The organism is Nocardia aobensis NBRC 100429, assembly GCF_000308375.1.
In the GTDB taxonomy this organism is placed as follows: domain Bacteria; phylum Actinomycetota; class Actinomycetes; order Mycobacteriales; family Mycobacteriaceae; genus Nocardia; species Nocardia aobensis.
Genome location: NZ_BAFQ01000042.1, coordinates 1 through 20,310, shown reverse-complemented (window position 1 = coordinate 20,310; position 20,310 = coordinate 1). Strand labels below are relative to the sequence as shown.

At 64.8% G+C, this 20,310-nt stretch carries 16 protein-coding genes and 1 pseudogene; 3 read left to right on the top strand and 14 right to left on the bottom strand.

Going from position 1 to position 20,310, the window contains the following annotated elements; all coding sequences use genetic code 11:
* Positions 1–20 precede the first annotated feature (20 nt).
* Positions 21–905: a phenylalanine 4-monooxygenase gene (locus RJ03_RS05170; protein ID WP_036498393.1), complete on the top strand. Its 885-nt coding sequence runs from the start codon at positions 21–23 to the stop codon at positions 903–905.
* 13 nt (positions 906–918) lie between these two features.
* Here RJ03_RS05170 and RJ03_RS05165 read toward each other — a convergent pair whose 3' ends face one another.
* Both RJ03_RS05165 and RJ03_RS05160 read right to left on the bottom strand, forming a co-directional pair.
* Positions 919–1,503 carry an acyl-CoA-like ligand-binding transcription factor gene (locus tag RJ03_RS05165; RefSeq protein WP_036498392.1) on the bottom strand — a complete coding sequence of 195 codons (585 nt, stop codon included), beginning with the start codon at positions 1,501–1,503 and terminating at the stop codon, positions 919–921.
* 49 nt (positions 1,504–1,552) lie between these two features.
* The gene (locus RJ03_RS05160) at positions 1,553–3,013 is read right to left on the bottom strand and encodes an MFS transporter (RefSeq protein ID WP_036498444.1); all 1,461 of its coding nucleotides are present in this window, start codon (positions 3,011–3,013) and stop codon (positions 1,553–1,555) included.
* A gap of 301 nt (positions 3,014–3,314) precedes the next feature.
* On the opposite strand from RJ03_RS05160, the gene RJ03_RS05155 reads away from it, so the two are divergent.
* A complete protein-coding gene (locus RJ03_RS05155) occupies positions 3,315–4,628 on the top strand; it encodes a D-alanyl-D-alanine carboxypeptidase family protein (protein ID WP_051024338.1) in 1,314 nt (437 codons plus the stop codon).
* Positions 4,629–4,729: 101 nt separating this feature from the next.
* Here the strand turns inward: RJ03_RS05155 and RJ03_RS05150 are convergent, their stop codons facing one another.
* The 10 genes and pseudogenes from RJ03_RS05150 to RJ03_RS05075 form a co-directional block, all read right to left on the bottom strand.
* Positions 4,730–5,125: a hypothetical protein gene (locus RJ03_RS05150; protein WP_036498391.1), complete on the bottom strand. Its 396-nt coding sequence runs from the start codon at positions 5,123–5,125 to the stop codon at positions 4,730–4,732.
* A 93-nt stretch (positions 5,126–5,218) separates the two neighbouring features.
* The gene (locus tag RJ03_RS36960) at positions 5,219–5,611 is read right to left on the bottom strand and encodes a hypothetical protein (RefSeq protein WP_157121693.1); all 393 of its coding nucleotides are present in this window, start codon (positions 5,609–5,611) and stop codon (positions 5,219–5,221) included.
* 1,552 nt (positions 5,612–7,163) lie between these two features.
* Positions 7,164–7,691, bottom strand: coding sequence for an SUKH-4 family immunity protein (locus RJ03_RS39235; RefSeq protein ID WP_036498387.1), 528 nt, complete (start codon positions 7,689–7,691; stop codon positions 7,164–7,166).
* 100 nt (positions 7,692–7,791) lie between these two features.
* A pseudogene (locus RJ03_RS35790) lies at positions 7,792–13,650 on the bottom strand (toxin glutamine deamidase domain-containing protein); the annotation flags it as partial.
* 11 nt (positions 13,651–13,661) lie between these two features.
* Entirely contained in the window at positions 13,662–13,982 is a 321-nt protein-coding gene (locus RJ03_RS05100) for a WXG100 family type VII secretion target (protein WP_036498381.1), read from the bottom strand.
* Between the two features lie 91 nt (positions 13,983–14,073).
* On the bottom strand, positions 14,074–14,508 hold the full coding sequence (locus tag RJ03_RS05095; protein ID WP_036498380.1) for a YbaB/EbfC family nucleoid-associated protein: 435 nt from the start codon (positions 14,506–14,508) through the stop codon (positions 14,074–14,076).
* Positions 14,501–15,151 (bottom strand): hypothetical protein, encoded by a 651-nt coding sequence (locus RJ03_RS05090; protein ID WP_157121689.1) that lies wholly within the window; start codon positions 15,149–15,151, stop codon positions 14,501–14,503. Before RJ03_RS05090 ends, RJ03_RS05095 begins: the two co-directional genes overlap by 8 nt.
* A gap of 92 nt (positions 15,152–15,243) precedes the next feature.
* On the bottom strand, positions 15,244–15,618 hold the full coding sequence (locus tag RJ03_RS05085) for a hypothetical protein (RefSeq protein WP_036498378.1): 375 nt from the start codon (positions 15,616–15,618) through the stop codon (positions 15,244–15,246).
* A complete protein-coding gene (locus RJ03_RS05080; RefSeq protein WP_036498377.1) occupies positions 15,615–17,774 on the bottom strand; it encodes a hypothetical protein in 2,160 nt (719 codons plus the stop codon). Before RJ03_RS05080 ends, RJ03_RS05085 begins: the two co-directional genes overlap by 4 nt.
* Positions 17,771–18,082: a hypothetical protein gene (locus tag RJ03_RS05075; RefSeq protein WP_157121685.1), complete on the bottom strand. Its 312-nt coding sequence runs from the start codon at positions 18,080–18,082 to the stop codon at positions 17,771–17,773. The genes RJ03_RS05080 and RJ03_RS05075 overlap by 4 nt, the downstream gene beginning before the upstream one ends.
* A gap of 247 nt (positions 18,083–18,329) precedes the next feature.
* Here RJ03_RS05075 and RJ03_RS05070 point away from each other — a divergent pair, with 247 nt between their 5' ends.
* The gene (locus tag RJ03_RS05070; protein ID WP_083870604.1) at positions 18,330–19,325 is read left to right on the top strand and encodes an NAD(P)-dependent oxidoreductase; all 996 of its coding nucleotides are present in this window, start codon (positions 18,330–18,332) and stop codon (positions 19,323–19,325) included.
* Positions 19,326–19,365: 40 nt separating this feature from the next.
* Here RJ03_RS05070 and RJ03_RS35785 read toward each other — a convergent pair whose 3' ends face one another.
* On the bottom strand, positions 19,366–19,569 hold the full coding sequence (locus tag RJ03_RS35785) for a DUF397 domain-containing protein (RefSeq protein ID WP_083870603.1): 204 nt from the start codon (positions 19,567–19,569) through the stop codon (positions 19,366–19,368).
* The coding region (locus RJ03_RS05065) for a DUF5753 domain-containing protein (protein ID WP_036498375.1) at positions 19,569–20,310 on the bottom strand (742 nt) is incomplete at its 5' end. The genes RJ03_RS35785 and RJ03_RS05065, both read right to left, overlap by 1 nt.

The following is a 20,310-nucleotide window of genomic DNA, read 5'->3' as shown; positions in this document are numbered from 1 at the left end:
GGGGGTGCTTGCCTGGAGGCATGTTCACCGAAGCTCAGTTGTATTCGCCGGTTACCACGGGTAGCGACGGCGATGTCACGGTGCATTTGAGTGCCGAGCATCCGGGTGTGCACGATCCGGAGTATCGGGCGCGGCGCAACGCTATCGCCGCGCTGGCCTTGGCCTATCGGGCGGGCGAGGCGCTGCCGCGCATCGACTACACCGAGGAGGAGCAGCGGGTGTGGCGCATCGTGTCGGCGGAGTTGACGCGCAAACATCGGACCTACGCGTCGGCAGAGGTGCTCGACGGCGCGCGGCGGCTGGCCCTGCCCACCGATCACATTCCGCAGTTGGACGAGGTGACCGCGAAATTGGTGCCGCTCACCGGTTTTCGGTATGTACCGGCGGCAGGACTGGTGCCGTTGCGGGAATTCTTCGGCTCGTTCGCCGATCGAGTTTTCCACTCCACCCAGTACATTCGCCATCATTCCGCACCGCTGTACACGCCGGAGCCCGATTCGATTCACGAAATCATCGGGCACGCAAATCAATTGGCGTCGCCGCGGTTCGCCGCGATCTATGCCGAAGTGGGCGCCGCGGTGGCCCGGCTGGAGACCGAGGCGGCGCTGAAATTCCTGGCGGACGTGTTCTGGTTCTCCATGGAATTCGGCGTGGTGCGCGAGAAGGGTGAAGTGCGTTGCTACGGTGCGGGTCTGCTGTCCTCGTTCGGTGAGATCGAAGAGTTCCGGCACGCCCGGCTGCGTCCGCTGAACATTCACGACATGGGCACCGCCACCTACGACATCACGCACTATCAGCCGATTCTGTATTGCGCGGAGTCGATTTCCGAGATCGAGGACGTGATCGGCGGATTCTTCGCCACCATGACCGACGACAGCGCGGCCGCCGAACTGGCCACGTCCTGAGCACGGGCTGCCGTCAGTCGCCGGATTCCGCAGGGGGCGCCAGCGGCATGCCCGCCTCCATGAATTCCACGATCCGGTCGATCTTGTCCAGATCGAGCCCCTCCCGGCCGAACGCGGTCATCATCGCCCCGATCATCGCCCCGGAGAAGGCGCGGACCTCGAAGTCGCCCGGTTCGCGGCCGACTCGGCGGGCGAGCAGCGCGGAGACCAGATCCACGTTGCGCTCGGTCTCCTGCATGATCACGCTGCGCAGCTCGGGCTCGTTGTAGATCAGCCTCATCCGGTCCTGTTCGAACTGCCAGTCCTGCGGGTCCAGATTGTCGAAGGTGTCGCGCATCGCCTGGCGGAAGGCGGCCAGCGGCGACAGCTCCGGCGGCTGGGATTCGAGCGCGTCGATCATGATCGGATCGACGTCGTCGGCCAGCACCACCTGTTCCTTGGACGGGAAATAGCGGAAGAACGTGCTCGGCGAGATATCGGCGGCCTCGGCGATCTGCTCGATCGTGGTCGCCGAATACCCCTGTCGCTGAAACAGTTTCATCGCTTCGGCGCGGATGGTGCGGCGGGTGCGCTGCTTCTTGCGTTCGCGCAGACCCATCCGGGGCGATGTGGTCGCCCCGGAATGGGCCCGCGCGGGTGCCTTCGACTCAGCCGACATGCACCGATTCTCCCGCATCGGCGCGCGCGTGCGGGTCCGGCTCCCCGCTTCGGGTCCGGATCGCGGCGAGCAGCGCCGCCACCGCGCACACCCCCGCACACAGCCACAGCATCGCGCCCATCCCGGAGACGAAGGCCGTCTGCACGTGGGCGAGCATGTCACCGTTGCCGGTGGCCCGGGCCACCGCGACGCCCGCGTTCACGCCGTCCGATATCGGCTCGTGGTTGTAGGACCCCAGGTCGGAGCGGTACTGCGTGGCGAGGACGGTGCCCAGCACCGCGACGCCGATGGTGCCGCCGGCCTGGCGCAGCGCCTGCAACAGCGCCGATCCCGAGCCGGCGCGCTCGGCGCCGAGTTGCCCCATCGCCATGCCCATCGCGGCCGGCATGACCAGGCCCATCGCGAAGCCCAGGATCGTGGTCCAGGCGGCGGGGTAGCCGTAGCCGCTGCTCACCTGGGTCATGGCGCCCATGGCGAGACCGGCGCCGAGGATCAGGAAGCCGCCGCTGAGCACGATCCGCGCGCCGAGTTTCGGCAGCAGTTTGTCGACCGCGCGCGTGCCGACCACCAGCCCGCCGATCAGCGGCAGCAACCGCAGCCCGCTGCCGAGCGAATCGACGCCGAGCACCGCCTGGAAGTACTGCGGCACCGTGAAGAACATGCCGAACATCGCGAAGTTCACGAAGACGGAATACGCGGTGCCCCAACGGAAGCCACGGTTGGTGAACAGTGCGATATCGACCAGCGGATGCGCGATCCGCCGTTGCCACCACACGAAGCCGGCCAGCAGTGCCGCACCGGCGGCCACCGCCGCCCAGGCCGCGCCGTCGCCCCACCCCTGTTCGCCGAAGCGGATGAATCCGTAGGTGAATCCCAGCATGCCGGCGCCCGAGAGCAGCACACCCGGCAGATCGATGCGGAAGGCCGAATCGCTGCGGGTCTCCGGGACCAGGAGCGCCACCGCGATCAGCCCGACCACGACCAAGGGAACGTTGATCAAGAAGACCGATCCCCACCAGAAATGGTTCAGCAGCCAGCCGCCCACGATCGGGCCGAGCGGCAGACCCAGGGCCGTGGAGCTGACCCAGATCGTCAGCGCGCGTTGGCGTTCGGCCTGCGCCGGGAACAGGCTGGGCAGCACCGACATCGACAGCGGCATCATCGCGGCCGCCGCGATGCCCAATACCGCGCGGGCGGCGATCAACATCCCCGCCGAGGTCGCCAGCGCACACCACAGCGACGCCCCGCCGAAGACGACCAGCGCCGCCAGCAGGAACTTCTTGCGGCCGTAGCGGTCGCCGAGCGCACCCGCCGGCAGCATCACGGCGGCCAGCGCGAGCGTGTAGGCGGTGGTGAACCATTGCAGCGCAGCGGTATTCGCGTGCAGGTCGATGGCCATGGTGGGCAGGGCGACGACCAGCACGGTGGTGTCGAGCCCGATGGTGAGCATCGCGAGCGCGAGCGCACCGAGGGCGAGCCAGCGCGCCCGCCCGGCGCCCGGCGCATCGGCAGTGTGCGCTTCGCGGTTCGCTGCCGACGGCCCGCTGGGTTCCGGGCTGCCGGTCGCGTTCTCTCGCGCCGCGGTCTCGGCGAGTGCGGGCGATTCCGATGATCTCCGCAAGTTCATGACATGTCCATTCAGTTGGTTGTGTCTATATTTTGATAGTAACTCTCATTTCATGGTCTCTGTCAATACTCCGGCCGCGGGTGTTCGCGGCACCATCGCGCCACGCCGCATAAGCTGCATATCGATGAACACCCGCCTGTCCCGCACCGCCCGCTTCCGCCGATCCCGCGCGCTGGCGGGCGCCGTACTGACTGCCGGGCTGCTGGGCGCCACCACGGTCACCGGGCTCGGTGTGGCAGCCGCGGCCCCCGCGCCGCCCCCTACGCCGTTCACCACGCCGAATACGGATTCGTGCCCGAACAAGACGGCTCCGCCGCCGCCGATCGACACCTCGGAGGTGCCGGCGCCCGGCAGTACGACGCCGTCGCCGCTACCGGTGCCATCGGATCCGATCGGCGGCGACAAACTCGGGCGCTGCGGAGTGGTGGTTCCGGCGGGAGCACCACCGCTGCCCGCCGACATCTCGGCGACCGCGTGGCTGGTGGCCGACCTCGACACCGGCAAGGTGCTGGCCGCCAAGGATCCGCACGGCCGCTACCGGCCCGCGTCGACGATCAAGACGCTGCTGGCCGCCGTCGCACTCCCCGCACTGGACCCGAACCAGGTCGTGATCGGCACGCAGGACGACGCGAATGCCGACGGCACCCGCGTCGGCATCGGTCCCGGTGGCCGCTACACCAACGACCAGCTGTTCCACGCGCTGCTGATGTGTTCCGGCAACGACGCCGCCCACGCCATCGCCACCCAACTGGGCGGCGACGAAGCCACGATCGCGAAGATGAACGCGATGGCGAAACAGTTGCGGGCCATGGACACTCGGGCCGCCACCCCCTCCGGCCTGGACGGCCCCGGGATGAGCACCTCGGCCTACGATCTGGCGACGATCTTCCGCCACGACATGCAGAACCCCACCTTCGCCTCGATCATCCACACCGAGCAGTACGACTTCCCGGGCTATCCCGCGAACCCCGCGATCCCCGACGACAAGGACTACCCCGGCTTCCCGATCGCCAACGACAACCACCTGCTCTACGACTACGACGGTGACCTGGGCGGCAAAACCGGCTACACCGACGACGCGCGACAAACCTTCGTGACCGCCGCCGAACGGGGCGGCCACCGCTTGGTCGTCACCCTGCTCAAGGCCGACGTCCTGCCCATCCGCCCACCGGAGCAGGCCGCCCGCCTCCTGGACTACGCCTTCGCCCTCCCCGCCGGCGCGGCCATCGGCTCCCTCCCCGACCGCAACACCGGCGAGGACTCGAACACCAACGTCGCCCTGGCCTCCCCACCCGCCCACGACACCCCGACCGCCGCCGCGCCGACAACAACCCACGGCAACTCGAACCTGCGGACGATCGGCATCATCGGCGCGTTGGGCTTGGCGATCGCGCTGGGTTTGTTCGGGTGGTCACGGATGGGACGGTCGCGGCGGTAGGTCGCCCGGGAAATTGCGGCCGCCGCCGGGCTCGCGTTCTTCCGACGGTCAGATGAGCAAACGAACCCCGTTGAACCTTGTGGGTTCGAACTTCGCCGCGGTCACGCGCCTACCGGTTCGTATTCGAAAGAAGGCGGATAACCGGCGGCCCGGCGTGCCGCGTCGACTTCCCACATGTCGAAAGCTCGCCGACACAGAGACAGAATGCGATCCCTCGCTACCGAATCAAGTTTCCGGCCAGACTGTTTCGCCTCATCGTAAACAGCGTCGATTTCGCGATAGATATCGAAAATCGGGCCAGATCCTCGCAGATAGCAACTACGCGCATCCTCGGTCTCGCGTATGAACTCCTCTTCTGAAAGCTCCACGAAACCCATACCCGAGCCGGCCTTCAGCACCTTGTCGATATCCTCCGGCGTAGCCGGCCCGAACAAGCCCGTACGCAAACATAGCTTCTGCCCCGATACAACCCCGCCGGGCGGTTCGATAAGGCGCATCGTCCGGTTGCAGAAGCGAAAGTGGACCCACCGAGGTTCATCATCGCTCCCATCCCGGCTTGATCGACACCTCTCGTCCATATGCTGCCCAGTTCAGTCGGATTCGCTGGACCGGCGCTGTTGTGCCTCTTTCGCCTCTTTTACATATAGATCGTCATTCCAGGAGACGTCTTCGCGCTCGGGCGGATCACCCTTCCACGAAAAGAACCACTCGATCCAGTCTTCACTGGGCAACTCACTGGCCGCAGAGCCGTCTACCGCAAGACGGCGCGAAAAGTCCTCTGCCGTGGACCGGTCAACCGGTTCGTACCGATCCCAATTTCGGTGATCGGAGGTGAATTCGCGAACGCGTGCCGGATCGTATTGCCATGATTGGATAGCTTGATTCCACACAAGCGCGTCGTTCGATCTGTCAGTAGTAACGAACATCGTGAAGGGACGCGTCGTGCCGTAATCCCCCTCGCATACAGCTTTGTAATAAAGCATGCCTATTCCTTCCCGGGATAGAACGCATCCCCCGTCAGAGCTCGCACATCGAGGCCGAATTGGTCGACCACCCAGGTTAATGAGCGCCCGTTCTCGTTAAGCCATATCAAGTAGGTTTGCCATTCATCTGGGTTCTTCCTAAGCCACTTGGCGAACCCGGTGTCAACAGGAGAAGGTGTGCCATCCTGGCGGGCTGGTAGATTCTGACCTAGACCGAGATTGCTGTTGATTTGAAGCGTATTCAAAAGTGCATGTACGCGACGCTCGATCGGCTCGTCCAAACGCCGAAACACCTCGTAGTATTCGTGGGTCAGTTTATTCGCCCGCCAACTGGCATCGGTCGGAAACTGCAACTCGAACAGCCGCCCCTCAGGGGTCCTGACTGTCGTATTCATCCCGTAGTAGCGATTTCCCTCGCGCCAGAAATTCTTTATGTCGACCATCTCGTAACCATGCTCCTTCAATCGTTCGATTGTAGCCTCGAACGACTCGAGGTAGCGCTCCTCCGGCAACCGAACGGAGAAACGGACAACATCGTTGACCCGGTCGAGAAAGCCCGTGACACTCTCCTCGGGCATTCGCTCGGTAAAGTACTTCCGCCCAAGCGATTCCGGCGATTTGACTCGGTGGTCTTCGCCACGCATCTCCGGTGGATCCGACCGCAGACCGAGGCTATCGGTCACTTCGGTGAGGATGCCTTGCAAATCATCCAGCACTCGGTCGGCAGTAGGTTGTGCATCGCGAACCGCCGTTGCGATCTCATTCACTTCGTCCGCGGACAGCTCCACGTCGACTGCCCTGGCGGGTTTCGCCGCGTAGACCGGTGCCTCATCCGAGCCGCCGAGCTCGCCGGGCAATAGACTGCGCTGCTCCGCTGCCCTGAAGAGGGCAATTTCGCCCCACGTCTCGGCTACCTGGCCGCGGCGGTATCGAACGACTCCTTCGTCGCCACCGACTCGCAGTCGGCCATCCGGCAGTTCGCGAATATCGACACCGAGCGCATTACGCGCACGACGATCGGAGTCCCACTCGTGCGGCCAGTCAGCCAATCGGTCAGTGGGAGCGTGCAACGCCGTCGGTACGTGGTCGAGCCCTGCCATGCGCGCGGCGGTTACGCGGCGATTATCGAGGCTGGCGATACGTCCGTCGGCCCACGTCACTGCATGCACGGGGCCACCGCGCCACCCACCTGCGGCCATCGCATCCGCCAAATCGGGAATCGACAATCCATCCGAGGTCGCACGGCTGACACTGCGTTGGGTGAATCGCACCTGTTCGGGTGGCACCATCGCCGTTACCTGCAGTGCCTGTTGGATGCGGGTTCGCTCCTCGATCGGCAGATCCGCGAGGTCACCCATTCCAAGATCTTCAACTGTGGCAGCACGGAATTCGTCTGCACGCGGGGTGTAGTCGCCGTCGGCGCCGAACAGTTCCTCCAGGCGGGGTCCTTCGGGCAGCCTCGGAGCCTGCTCGGTCATTCCGTCGCCCGCGTGTGGTGTTTCGTGGTCGCCCGCACGCGGATCGGCCGATGGCGCCTGCCCGTCGTTCTCCCCTAGATCTCCCAGGTCCCCTCGCTCGGCCAGATCCCGTCCTGACTGCTCCGCATCTCCGCCCACGCTATGACGTTGCCCGCCATCGGCGCCGGCGGCTGGTACCGGAAGGTGGTCTTGTCGATCGTCAGTTGGTACTCGGCGTTCTCCTGCGGGGGATCGGTCAGGGACTGGATCTGGACGTCGTACTGGATCGTGTTCGGATCCTCCTGGATGCGCCTGATGCTCAGCCGCCATTGAGGCGGATAGATCTGCAGGGCCTTCGGGCGTTCGCCCGCCCGCTTCGCCTCCTGGAACGCGTCCGCGATCATGTCCGTGCTCCAGCTCGGATACTGGTACACCACTCCGTTGTCCGCGTCGATCACCAGGCTCGTCATTCCCAAGCCCCGTCCCGAGTCGATCTCCTCCTGGGTGAGGATCGACTGGACCAGCCAGCCCCTGTCCAGTTCGTACAGGTGAAATCTGCGGTCTGGGTTGAAGATTCGCGCCAGATACTGCTCCGCTTGCTCCCGGGTGCGGTATTCCGCCATGTACTTCTCCTCCAGGTGGTGGAATAGGTGTGAACCAGAGACGAGTGGACCTGCCTGTCATATGTCCAGGCGGGTACTCCGACATCGCGCCCGACTGCGGATCCCACCACACCGGCCCGCTCGCGTCGCGCGGATAAACGATGACCGTGGCATGAGAACCGCCCGGGCGAGGAGAGCCGTCCGCGTTGTAGAGGAGTTGGCCCGTTGCCGGGTCGCGGGCATGCCATTCGTTGATCACGAGCGCCGACGACCCCGGGCCCATGTTTCGAACAATCTCGTGCAGGCCGGCAAATTGTGCAGGCACTGACCGGCCATCATTCAGTTGGTGCAGACCGTCGCCGATCCACTCGGCGGCACGCTCGAGCCCGCCTACTTCACCGCTTTCGTTATCGAGGGTGCCGTCCGGGCGGCTGTCGGGCCATCGAGGCGCGGCCACCTCCGGCCTCCCTTGGAACGATGCCAGTGCGGACAAAGAGCAATCTAGACAGTTGTTGCTCCGCCCTTGGACTTCGATCCCGCCGTCGTTGATCAGCCTCCCATAGGCATTCGTACGCGGGTCGGCGCCTGCAACGAAGCGATCGCCGTGACGCAGGGCATCTTCCACCGCAGCTTGATACTCGGGATGCTCGACACCCTGGAGCCGAAAACGACCGTAATTGCGGTGTTGCGCCGGGCTTTCCACTGCCGAATCGGTATTCGAATGAGCGATAGCGTTGCTCATCTCGCGCACACTGCCCGGCCCGAGGCCGAGATGTGATTCCGGTGAAAGCCCGAGTTGCTGGTGCAGCTGCCGCGCGATCGCCTCGGGCGGGGTTCCCGGATGCCAGCTGCCAGGCGAATCGCTCACGTGCATATGAATATTCGCCACGTTGGGGTCGGCCGTATGGACCAGATCCACAAGCACCCGATCACCGGAGAGCAACCGCCAGCCAGTGTTGAAAGCTCGGTCGGTCGCGAATTGAGCGTTCTCCCAAAGGCGTTGAACGTCGTGCGGTGAGATGTGACCGTCGTGCGTGACATTGACCCGCAGTCTCACGACGGTTACCGGGCCACCCGGGGCATTCGGATAGCGCCGGACGTCGAAGGCGGGGCGTGGACTGTCGCGGTCGGGACGGACCGGGGTGACCCGATCGCCCTCTGGCCGTTGGTTCCGGTAGAACTCACGCTCGCGACGCGCTTGTTGGGCACGCTGTACCTCCGGGGACGGCGGCCGCTGCTGCGGGTGCGCCCCTTCGCTTCGCGGACCGTGCGGACTGGTGGAACTCTCCCGCGGCGCCGGCGCTGATCTTTGCCGCGGATCATGCGGCGGCGCGTGATTCGACGCGCCCTCGTTCGACCGAGGAGCAGATCGTCGAGGCTCATGATTCGGAACCGAGCGAGTCGGAGGCCGATCCATCGGGTGATGCGGCGGCGTCGGATTCGGATGCGCATGGTCGGTGGACCCATGCATATCCGGCCTCAGCTGCATGGGGGAGCGAGCTTCCGCATGAGGATGCACAGGGCCCGGTGCCGGCCGGGGATGTTCTACCGGACGAGGTGGCGTGCTGTTGACCCATGGTGGGGTCGGACTCGATCCACGACCGTAGTCGTGGTCGGGCGGGTTCGACTCCGGTGCCCGATTATCCGGTAGCGGAGCGGGAGTGCGCGGGTCGGGCTGCCTCGGCGCATGCACGGGTTGGTGCGGTCCCGGCCCCTCGTGCAGCGGTGCGCGCGTTGCCGATTCGCCGGTGTGTGGCGCGCGGAAGTGCTCCGGCGGACGGTTGGACAAGGGAGCTCGGTCAGGATTCGGGCCGACGGAATGTGGCTCCTGTCGAGGTGTCGGCGCGTCGCGACGAGGCTCGTGTGGCGGTATCGGCGAATCGGATTCGGGTGCACGCGACGACAACCACGGCTCGGACGGCCGGTCGCGTGCGCGCACTGGTTCGGTCGGATTGTGTTGCGATGCAAGGCGTTCGCGACCAGAAAGTTCATGGCTCGCCGCGAAGCGCGGATTCTCGAGGTGCGCAAACCGCGGGTTGTAGATGGGTTCGCCAACCTTGACCGATACCGGATCGCCGCTCGCATCAACGATGATCTCGCGCGGCCACACACGGAAGATGGCATCACCGGAGATACCCCCGGGCGCGAGGATTTCCGCTTCCGTGTGCCCGCCGGCATGCAGGGGGCTGACCGCCGTGGCGTCATGGAATGTGGCATCCACATCGATGCCGCCCGGGTGGTACAGCTCGTGCATGTAGCGCATCTGCCGGAAGGTGCCGTCCGGCAGCCGCTCCAGTTGTCCCAGATCTGCGAGCCGGTCCAGGTCGTCAGCTGCAATGTGCCGTTCCCGCGCGACAGTTCGCTCGGGACTTTCGGACAGTGATACGAACCCGTCGGCCTGCCCGCCACCGGTGTGTCCGACGTGAGAGCCGATGTTGAGGTTGCTCGGGTCGCGAGACGAAAAGCCGGGTCCGAATATCTCAGGCCCTCGCGAGTCCATTCGAAACAGCGCGTTTTTCGCGTCGAGGTACTCATCCCCTGCAGCCAGGTCACGCCACATCGGGCGCAATCCGTCATCCCGAGTGCTTACGAACATGCGACTGACATCGACCCGATCTACGGCGCTGTCGAGTGCTCCATCAGGCATCGACCTGGTCAGGTGCTTCGGCAGCTCGTCGTCGGGGCAGCCCGGGCGGAAAACGTCAGGTTCGAGATTCGCGTATCTGCGCAGTGCAAGAGGGTTCTGCAGTTTGTGGACGATCGCCTCGGTCAGATACTCGGCGGTGAGTTCATCTGGTGTCTGCAGTACCGGCCGTTCGGCCTGACGTTTATAGACTTCGTATTGACCAATTTTCAGGCTGCCGTCGTGGATACCACGGACGACCTCCTCGAAGGTCATACCTTTCTTTTCGGCGTATCTCGCGACGAGTTGTTCTTCTCCGACCGTCAAATCGAGCGGACCACGACCGGGCTCCCATGGGTTGTGTGCGCCGCCACGTCCACGCGCATCTTCCGCGCTCGGAGGATGCCTCTGCCGCTCACCCTCCGGATGTCCTGCAACCGATGGTGAATCACTGACTCGACCAGGCGGCGCAGGCTCCGTCGACCGGTCGCTCAGGCCTGAATCCCGCCCCCGCCCGGCCAGTTCGGGTCGCTGCCCTTCCGCGCCAGAATGCGTCCGGCTACTTTCATCACCAGCGGGTCGTTCGTTCCGTCCGCCGCTTTGACGGCCGGGCCGGTCTTCTCGATCACCAGCTCGCGGTTCAGCTCCGTCTCGCTGCTCCCGAACCGGTAGGTCACTTCGGTCTCGGTTTCCGCCGTCTTCCGGTAGATCACGTACAGGGCCATCTTTTTCTCCCCAGTTCTGGTAGTTCTCGCCGGTGCGCTCGGGGATGTCGCTTTCCCAGTCGGCTTTGGTGTTGGCGTGAGCGTGCGCCTCGCGGTAGCTGGCATCCGGGTGTTCACGGAGGTAATTCGATTCCGCCAGTTCGTGTTCCAGCAGCTTGATGTCGGCGGGTAGCGGCTCGCCGCGAGACAGACGCATCCATGCCTCGGCGATATCAGGGTCGGCATCGAAGCGACGGTTCTCGTGGCCGACGACGTTACCGTTGTCGTCGAACACACTCAGCTTGTGTTCCTCTTCGAACAGGTGCTGCTTCACCTGGCCGATTTCGTGTTCGGTGAAGCCAACCGAACCATCCTCGCGCGGCACCTGTGCAAGATTCTCGACCATGTCGTGCACGTCGCTGCGCGAAGAGCGGATGGTGTCGTAGGCCTCGCCGGCCCACTTGTCCTGTGCCGCGACATCGAGGGGGTTGCGCGGGCGGATAGCGCCGCCGCTCTGCGACTGCTCCAGACCGGCGTTGTCACCATCGGAACTGTGTCGATGATCCGTCGGGCGACCGGGTTCCTCGTGCGCGGCGGTGTGGTGATCCGACCCGCGGTCGCGAGCGGGAGTCGGTACACCGACCGGCACCGCTTGTGCTTGCTGCGCACCATCGGCGCGGGCGCCCGTCGGGGTATCGACGCCCTCCGGTCGCCCGGCCGGCTGATCGAGCCGACGGTTTCCGTTCGAGACATCCTGTCGCGGAGCATCTCCGGGCACACGATCGCCGCGCGGAGAATCCGGATGTGCACTGCCCGGCTCCGGAAAACGAGAATCGGCGGGCCTGCCTGGCTCGTGCGGCGCCGACGCGTCGTTTCGATGAGCGGGATCCCCAGTGTGCTGTAGGTCTTTTGGATTCCGCGCGCCCGACGGGTGAGCTGAGCGAGGCGGTGTGTGGGGATTGTCCGGACGCCCTGGCGTGCCCGACGGCCGCTCGGTGCCAACCGGCGGACGATGCGACGAGTCGGGAACCGGTCGGACGGCGGCATCCGGCCGAGGCGGCGCATCGGAATGGCCTGGTCGAGTGGGCGTGGCCTCTGGGCGCGGTGTGGCGCCGGCGGTCGGGGGTTCGGTTGTCCGGTGCACCGGCGCATCGGTGATCGGGGGGCGCGAAGATTCCGGAACCCGCTGCGGTGCATTGCGATCCGGAGCAGGAGTTTGTGCATCCGGTCGCGCTGCTACGTCCGGCGCCGGGCGCGCTGCGGGCATCTGCCGATCCCCTGGCGCGGCGTTCGGAGCCTGCGGTTGCGATGGTGGGGCGGAACGATCGGGCGACGGCGTCGCCGCCTGTGCGGGTGCCGGCTGATTCGTCGATCCCGGCTCGGGAGTCTGCGGCCCGGCGTTCGACCGCGCTTCGGTCGGAGGCTTGGCATCACCGGCCTGGCTCGCGCCGTTCGAGTCGGGTTGAGCCGCAACGGATGTCTCGTGCCCGGCCGCGACAGTGGCCGCATGATCGGTACCGTTTCCCTGGTGCGCGGAGGGAGGGGCATCTGCCTGCATGGCCCCCGGATCCGGATGGGTGCCGGATGGATGCGTGCCGTCGGCCGCGGACGGAGTCCCCACCTCCGAAGGTGAAGGCCGCGGAGGCGGATCGGCGCTCGCCGAATGCTCCGAACCGCCCGCGGCAGGCTTCTCGGGCGGCGAATCGGCATGGGGACCGGTCGTAGCATCACCGTGCGGCGTGTTGTGTGGCCCCGGCTTACTGGCCAGGCCGCCCCCGGCGCCCTCCAGCAAAGTGCTGGAGTCGATCGAATGATCGGGGTTGGTCGCGAGCTGAGCCGCTGCGTTGCCGACGACGTTGGCCGGCACCTCCGCCACATTCTTGCCGACCAATCCGGCGACCAGCCCGGGTTCGGCCCCGCCGGCGAGCCGCCCGGCGAGATTGCCGCCGATGCCTTCGCTCATCGGCCCGGCCACACCTCCGGCGACGGCCCCGGCTCCCGTTGCCCGGAAGAAGCCGGCCAGATCGAACCCGTCCTGGCGGTGGCCCGCCGCCAGCTGAATGCCTTGTGCCGCAGCATCGGTGCCCGCACCTATACCGGCGCCGATCACCGCCTGCGTAGCTACCTTGGCGCCCACGCGCATTGCGAGCCGCCGGGCGACGAAGGCCGCGCCCTTGGTGGTGATCTCGGTCAGCAGCTTCTCCACCGCCGCACGAATCGTCACCTTGACGGCAGCGGCGGCCGCCACCTCGCCTACCTGCCCGGCGCCGGGAACCCACGACCACGCGGTCATCGCGACCATGACCATCGCCGAGATATAGATGGTCAGCTTGGTGTGTTCGATGTCGGTGGCACCGTGCTCGAGCTGCTCGGCGAAGGACTCACACGTATTGATGAGGCGTTGCAGGTCGCTGCCGTCACCACCGGAGATATCCGCCCAGTAGCTCGCCATCGCCTGGTGGGCTTTACCGTCGATCGCATCGAGAGCGTCGACCATCGACTGATCGGCCGGCTTCTGCAGCTCCTTCAGCGCATTCGCCATATCCGACCAGTGCGTTGCCGCTCGTCGCATGGCGTCTTCGTCACCATCGGGCCAGTGACCGAAGAGGAAATCCGACAGGTACGGAATTTGCGGCGGCCGCCACAATGTCACGACAACCCCCGTTATGCCTTCCCGATCCCGTCCGCATTGGCGCGATCCTGGTCTTGGACGATGCCGGCCGTACCGGTGATCTTGTCGCCGGTCGACTTCAGTTTGGCTGCGAGGGCGCCCAACTCGTCGAGCGTCTGTTTGACACTGCCATCGCCTTCCTGCGGATAGTTCTTTTCGAACTCCGTGCCCGGACGGTCCCCGCCCCAGCAGCGCCCCTCGGCATCCAGACCTTGTCTCAGCTTCTCCAAGGCGGTTTCGACCTCCTCCCCCAACTGTTCGAACTGGGGCGAGATCGCGCGCAACCGCTCGGGGTCGGCAAAGAAGTCAACCACGCCCACGCTCCCTCATCAGCTGCTCCGTCCTCGACTTGGACGCAGCGGTGCCGCGTCGGGTTCCACGAAACTTGTAGCGGCGCAACAGGCTCTACTGCTCCGGCTGCGGAAACTCCGAGAACTGTCGCCGAAGTTCTCGCATACTGGGCATGCCGGGCATGACCTCGTCGAGATCCGCCATACCGTCGATCACCGATTGAACCGGCTCGAGGAGCTTTGCCCGAGCTTGTGTCACAGCCTCGACGCCGGCACGGATCGCCGCGTTCAACTCCTCTGTCAACTGCCGGGGAGTGCTACGCCGATACGCATCGTCGACGATCTCTATCTCCGTGACCATCCCCGAACCGTTGATCGTCACCCGGGCAAGATCGCTCGGCGTAGTCGCACGTACCTTCAGCGCCGCGAGCTTGTGCTGGAGCTCCGCCAATTCGCCTATCTCACGGTCGAAATCGCTTTGAATGGAGTCCAAGGTCGATCGCAGACCATCATTGGCGGCCCGGATCTGTTCCCGCTCCCACTTATCCATCCGAGTTCGGTCCTTCGGCGCGGCGAGCCCGCTCAGCGTCCTGCCATTCCCGCCACCAGCGCGTCAGCCACGACCCCTGTAACTCGAGGCCCGGAGCGCTGCCACCGTTCATCACCACGACGGTGCGCTCGCGCGGACATACCTCTTCGAGGATCGCGCGGCCGGAAACGGTCCGCCGAAGCCATGGATTGGTCGTCGGTGGCAGGTGCCCGGCGGAGGTATAGATGCGCAGTATCTCCTCACCGGTGTAGAACGGCTCGAGCGGCCAACCTCGCTGCCCTTCGGGATCGTCGTCGGGCAGCTCCATGATCACATCGCTGCGGCTGAAAACGTCGATGAAGTGGCCCAGCTCGCAGAATCCGTAATCGACTCGCCAAATCGCCAGCTCCAAGTGGCTTGCGATGCCGTATGAGTCATATCCTGGGGAGGGCGTGAACGCTGGATTCAACCAAGGTTCGATTGCGCCCTTCTCGTCCGCATACCAACCGCCGATGACATTGACCTCGGTGGCCGATGCCTTGTCGACCCTCGGATCCACGAAGTACCGCCACTCGCCCGGATGCGCACGCGCCCAGGCGAGATCGGCCTCCTTGGGTTCGGGCAGGATCGGTGAGCGAGGCCCCGGAAAATCGGAGATGCTCATCGAACCATCGACATCCGCCGGGACACTCAAACCACGCATCGAAGCCCCCTCCTATACATCCCCGACCGGTCCGTCGTCTGCACTCTAGCGGCCTACGTCAGCCACGACTTCGGCGGACCGTAGCCCTCAGCCCGGGCTTCGTCCTCGTCGGTCCAGTCCGAAGGTAGGACAACTGCATCCCGTCCGCTGGTCTTGGGGCGTCGGCGGTCGGCCGCCATATTCGCGCGTTCGGCAGCCTCGCGCTGCCACTGTTCACGTTCGGCCGATTCTTCGCGGCCCGTCGCGTCTCGGGAAGCCTCCGGATGCTGGGACTCGTTCTCTCGCAACTGTTCCCGCAACTCAGCGAACAGGTCCGCACCTCCCCTCGTGGTCCGCGCGTCCGCCTCCAGGAACTGCTCTCGGATACCGTGTGATCCGGCCCTGTAGTCGGCGAGAATTCGATCCATTTCTGCCGCGTAGTCAGTCATTTCGCATCACCGGTGTCGATTTCGATCTTCACCCCGGTAGGGGAGGGTCGCGGCGGCGAATCGGCGGGGCCTGAGATTCGACTCGGGCCGTCCGACACCGGGGAAGTGCTGTCCAGCGGACCTGCGGTCGCCAACTCGGGACCAGGCTGCCCGGGTGCCTGCAGCGGACCGCCGTCCAAGGGGCCGACAGTCGCCAATTCAGGGCCCGGCACGTCCGACCCCGTGGGCCCGTCGGGAATGTGGCCGTCCCCACCGGGCACTGTGGTCCACAACGGCTTTGGGGGGATGATCCCACTCGGCGGTCGTTCGGACTCGGGCGTGGACTTCCCTCCGCCACCCGGTGCGTGGGGCATCCCGCTCATCGGCATACCGGGCGCGGACGGGCTGTTCGTCCCGGCGTCCACGCCTGTGCTGGGGTTGTCCGCGCGAGGCTCGACGCCATGGCTCGGTAGCGACCCCGGCTTATCGGCCCCCGCAGGCGCCGGCGTCAACGACTGGGCCGAGGATCCAGCGGCGGACGCACCACTCGGGCCCGGACCCGCCGACTGTCCGCCACCAGGTGTGGAGCCATTTCCCTCGGACGGTCCCCTGCCTGACGGATCTGTCGACTCGGCCGGTCCAGGTTTCAAGAACGGCACACCGTCTTTGAGCCCCATCGAGTACTCCTGTGGTTTCCCGTCGGGCCCAGTGACTTTCGCGGTGATTGCGCCGTTCGGCGCCTGAGTGACCGTGAGGTTTCCACCGAACGCACTCAGATTGGCCAGCTCTTTGCCGCCGGTAAGACTCTTGACATCTGTCAGCTGAGCAGCTGCGCCCGGCTGCTGCGAACCGAGGCCGGCAAGGTTGCCCCCGAGCGCGCCGAGGCCCTGCTGCGCGACGTTCTGAATCTGGGACAGGCCCTGCTGCAGGGTTTGCGTAATACCTTGCTGAACCGTTTGGCCCACCTGACTCGTCAAGCTCGATAAGATTTGGGCCGGATTGAACTGAGTGGCAGCAGGATTGGTCGAGACGGGGGTCGCCGAGTTGAAGGAGGACGGTGTCGTGGGCGTGGTCGGAGCCGCGGACGTCGGTGTGGTTGGGGCTGCCGGCCCGGTAGCAGTCGGGCCTGGGCCGGTATTCGATGGCTGATTCGGATCCTGCTGGCCGGGGGGTTTCGGGAACGGAGTCGTGTCTTGACTGTCCAGTAGGTCCATCACCGGCTTGTAGGCTTGGCGAATGTAGTGGTCAGCGAGCGCACATTGGTGTACGAAAGCTATGAATGCCTCGCGGACTGCCGGACCGAAATGATTGATCAGCCAGTCCTTGCACGCCTGCTTGGCTTGGTCGTCTCGCTCCAGATGTAGCTGTTTCTTCGCTTCTCTCTTATCGGAATCGCCAAAAAGAGGCGTACTGGCCTTACCTGCGGCAACAGTGATCATTACGCTGACGAGATCCTCGGCTCCGCCGAGACGCATCGCGTGCCCGGCTACAGGGCACTGCGGCGAGTCGAACCCTGCAACAAAATTTGCCTTGTCCGCGACGATTTGCCGGAGCACTTCCGGAAGGCCATTCAGCGCCGAAGCGACAGCCTGAAGGTACTGAGCCTGTTGGTCAGCGTGGGCGTGCAGTCCGGCGAGATGATCTGTCGCCGCGGCCCCTCCTCGCCCCTGCCATGCCTCCGGGACGGCCTGCGCCACGCCATAAAGGTCAGAGGCCAGGTCTCCACCGCCCAGATGGCTGTCGTTTCCGAGTGCAGCGCCTGTTATCGCCGTCGACAGGTCTCTGAGACTATTCAGGTTCATGCTGCGCTGCTGGTCGTAGTACTTGCCCTCCAAACGCTTCATCTCAGCATCCGGATCCCCTGCGGCATCGATCTTCTCCGCGCCTAGTCCAGGCTCGAGCGCAAGAGCAGGAACATCAATCCGATCGAAGCCGTCGAGCTTCATGATGTCCCAGACACGGTGATATCGGACCAGCGCTAGTCGAAACCATTCGAGACCGAATGCGCCGTTGTCGAGCAGAGCGTTGATGTCACCGTTGATGATCGGCGGTTTATCGGTCCAGATTGGCTGATCGAAGACGTTCCGCCCATCCTCTTTAAGGAAGCGCTCGAGGTCCAACCTCGCTTTGTCGTTGTCACGTCGGTATTGTTTCTCGTATTCCTGCGCGGAGGTCATGCCGAAGTTGCTCCGTCAGCAGAACCGTCGATACGAGTGCGATTCTCCTGATCCGTGCCCACTGTGATATCGACCGCTCGGCGCAGCACGCCCGTGGTTGCCTCGGATGCCTCCGACCACGATTGCAACATCGTGACGATGCCATTGACCCCTGCCGCGATCTTCTTCCCTTGGGCCCCATAGTCCTGCCCCGCGTGAGACGGATCGAACCCCACATTCTCGATGTTCGTCGCATGCGCCTTCGTCGCTTCGACTGCCGGCTCTATCGTCTGCGCCATACCCAGCACAGATTCGGGAACGAAACGCATGACCCCCTCCTGGTCTTCGAACTGAAGCATCGAAGCGGCCCGCATCAGTCGAGCAGCCGCCGCTCGATCATCGCAGACGGAGTGGTGTCGTCGCCAGGTAGCCGTTGGGGCAATCGCGACAACCAGCCCAACGCGCGCAAATACCCCTCCGATCCGGTCGCCGGCCTGGCATGGTGGCCTCGTGAACTGTCCGGCGCCTACTCACCCCCGCATCCTCGTCATCGACCCCGCGCCGAGCGAGTTGGCAATGGACGAGCTGGAAGACTTGACTCGGCTCGGTCTCGTACCGACGGTCAACCTACGTCGAGTTGTGAATCGAACTGTCCGTTCAGAGATCGAATGTCGCTGGGGCTCTGACGATTTCGAAGGGTCCAGTTCAGAGGAGATTCTGGCCGCCTTCGATCGTGGCGGCGGATACGACGCGCTGAAATGTCGCGCGGGTATTCCTCTGAGCCGCAACGTCTTCGAGCAGATGGCGACCGAGCGGCACGAACAACCACTGCGACTGGTCGCCAAGGCCGCTTCTGGTCTGGACAGTTTCGATCTCGACGCTGCCCACGACTTGGGAGTCACGGTCCTGTCCACCCCGGGCGCGAATGCCGACGCCGTTGCCGAGTTGACGATCGGGCTCATGCTCGACGCTCTCCGCGGAATCAGCAAGCGGGACAGAGCTCTTCGTGCCGGCGACTGGGGCGCAGCGGTCGACGGTATGCCCGTTCGGAGTCTGTCGGATTCGCGGGTGGGACTCGTCGGCAGTGGAGCGATCGCACGGGCGGTGGCGGAACGTCTCGTGCCGTTCGGGGCGGAGGTGTGGGTCCACGGGTCGCCGCGCTTCACTGCCGAAGAGGCGGCACAATGGCCTGCATACCGGGCCGAGAACCTGCGCGCCCTGCTGACCGGCTGCGACATCATCTCGGTTCACGTCCCGGCCACCCCCGCGACCATCGGGCTCATCGGCGCGCGGGAGCTGCGGTGGATGAAGCCGGGGTCGGTACTGGTCAACACATCGCGGGAACAGGTGGTGCCCGAGGACGCCCTGGACGCGGCATTGCGCGACCCCAGCTGCGGTCTCGGCCACGCCGCTATCGACGTATTCGCCACGGAGGGACGGTCTTTCAGTTCGGGGCTGGCTTCGAACCCAAATACGACACTCAGCCCTCACGTCGCAGGCATGACCCTGAACGCGATGAGAACCAGTTCCGAACGGCTACTCGCCGAGATCGCCCTGTTCTACGCGCCGTAATGGATGCCAGATTCGGATCGTAAGTTCGACGTCGCGGTACTCACCGGTCCAGGTCGCCCCTTGTTACGGCGGCGGTGAACGCGGACCACTCAGCAGCGGCGAAGATCAGGGCCGGCCCGGTGCAGTCCTTCGAATCTCGCACGCCCACAGCATTATCCGGTAAGAACGCGACTTCGACGCAGTTCTTCGACCCTCCGCTACGACTGCTCTTGAACCATTGCGCATTCGATAGATCGACAACCATCAGACGTACTCCCTCGCTATCTGCCGGAGCAGGGATCGGCTTGCGACCGGATCCATCACGCTTCGCCGGAGACCTTCGTAGGCCTGATGGTACCGCTGCACCGCTACTGGTTTTTCGAGATACAAATCCCCGATGAAACCTTCGACATAGACGACCGGCGGTTCTATGGTCTGCCCGCTACGGTCGTTACCGAAGTCGAGAAGCACGAACGAGCCCACCGCCTCACCTAGCGGGAAGCCGGCCCGATCGGGCAGTACTTGCACGTTGACGTTCGGACGACATCCCATGTCCGCGAGATGCTTCAGCTGTGCAGACATCACTTTCGGTCCACCTACGACGCATCGCAGGGCTGATTCGCGGAGGATCACGTCGAGTTCAGCCGGTTGATACTTGCGCGTGATCCTGGTCTGCCTACGCATACGCAATTGGACACGCCTGGCATGTTCCGCAGCGGTGTCGGTCGGATGAGCGGTGCCGAACATCGCGCTGGCGTACGCAGGTGTTTGGAGCAGTCCAGGGACAAGTTCGGGCTCGTAAGTCTTCAAACTACGAGCTGAGGCCTCCAATCCGACATAGAAGTCGAAGTTTTCCGGAATGACATCGCCGAACTCACACCACCAGCTCAACGCGTTGCCATGTACCGCAAGGGCTTTCATGGCAACCACCTGCTCGCCTTCGAATCCGTAGACCTTGCACAGCGCATCGATGTCCACCTCCCTCAGATGGGCCACCATCCCCCGC

Bases quoted from the DNA above. Each gene is read 5' to 3' on its own strand.
- RJ03_RS05080 (WP_036498377.1), bottom strand. From the start codon at position 17,774: ATGACCTCCGCGCAGGAATACGAGAAACAATACCGACGTGACAACGAC.
- RJ03_RS39235 (WP_036498387.1), bottom strand. From the start codon at position 7,691: ATGGCGGAATACCGCACCCGGGAGCAAGCGGAGCAGTATCTGGCGCGA.
- RJ03_RS05155 (WP_051024338.1), top strand. From the start codon at position 3,315: ATGAACACCCGCCTGTCCCGCACCGCCCGCTTCCGCCGATCCCGCGCG.
- RJ03_RS35785 (WP_083870603.1), bottom strand. From the start codon at position 19,569: ATGGTTGTCGATCTATCGAATGCGCAATGGTTCAAGAGCAGTCGTAGC.
- RJ03_RS05085 (WP_036498378.1), bottom strand. From the start codon at position 15,618: ATGACTGACTACGCGGCAGAAATGGATCGAATTCTCGCCGACTACAGG.
- RJ03_RS05090 (WP_157121689.1), bottom strand. From the start codon at position 15,151: ATGAGCATCTCCGATTTTCCGGGGCCTCGCTCACCGATCCTGCCCGAA.
- RJ03_RS05070 (WP_083870604.1), top strand. From the start codon at position 18,330: ATGGACGAGCTGGAAGACTTGACTCGGCTCGGTCTCGTACCGACGGTC.
- RJ03_RS05075 (WP_157121685.1), bottom strand. From the start codon at position 18,082: ATGCGTTTCGTTCCCGAATCTGTGCTGGGTATGGCGCAGACGATAGAG.
- RJ03_RS05095 (WP_036498380.1), bottom strand. From the start codon at position 14,508: ATGGATAAGTGGGAGCGGGAACAGATCCGGGCCGCCAATGATGGTCTG.
- RJ03_RS36960 (WP_157121693.1), bottom strand. From the start codon at position 5,611: ATGCTTTATTACAAAGCTGTATGCGAGGGGGATTACGGCACGACGCGT.
- RJ03_RS05160 (WP_036498444.1), bottom strand. From the start codon at position 3,013: ATGCTCACCATCGGGCTCGACACCACCGTGCTGGTCGTCGCCCTGCCC.
- RJ03_RS05165 (WP_036498392.1), bottom strand. From the start codon at position 1,503: ATGGGTCTGCGCGAACGCAAGAAGCAGCGCACCCGCCGCACCATCCGC.
- RJ03_RS05150 (WP_036498391.1), bottom strand. From the start codon at position 5,125: ATGCGCCTTATCGAACCGCCCGGCGGGGTTGTATCGGGGCAGAAGCTA.
- RJ03_RS05170 (WP_036498393.1), top strand. From the start codon at position 21: ATGTTCACCGAAGCTCAGTTGTATTCGCCGGTTACCACGGGTAGCGAC.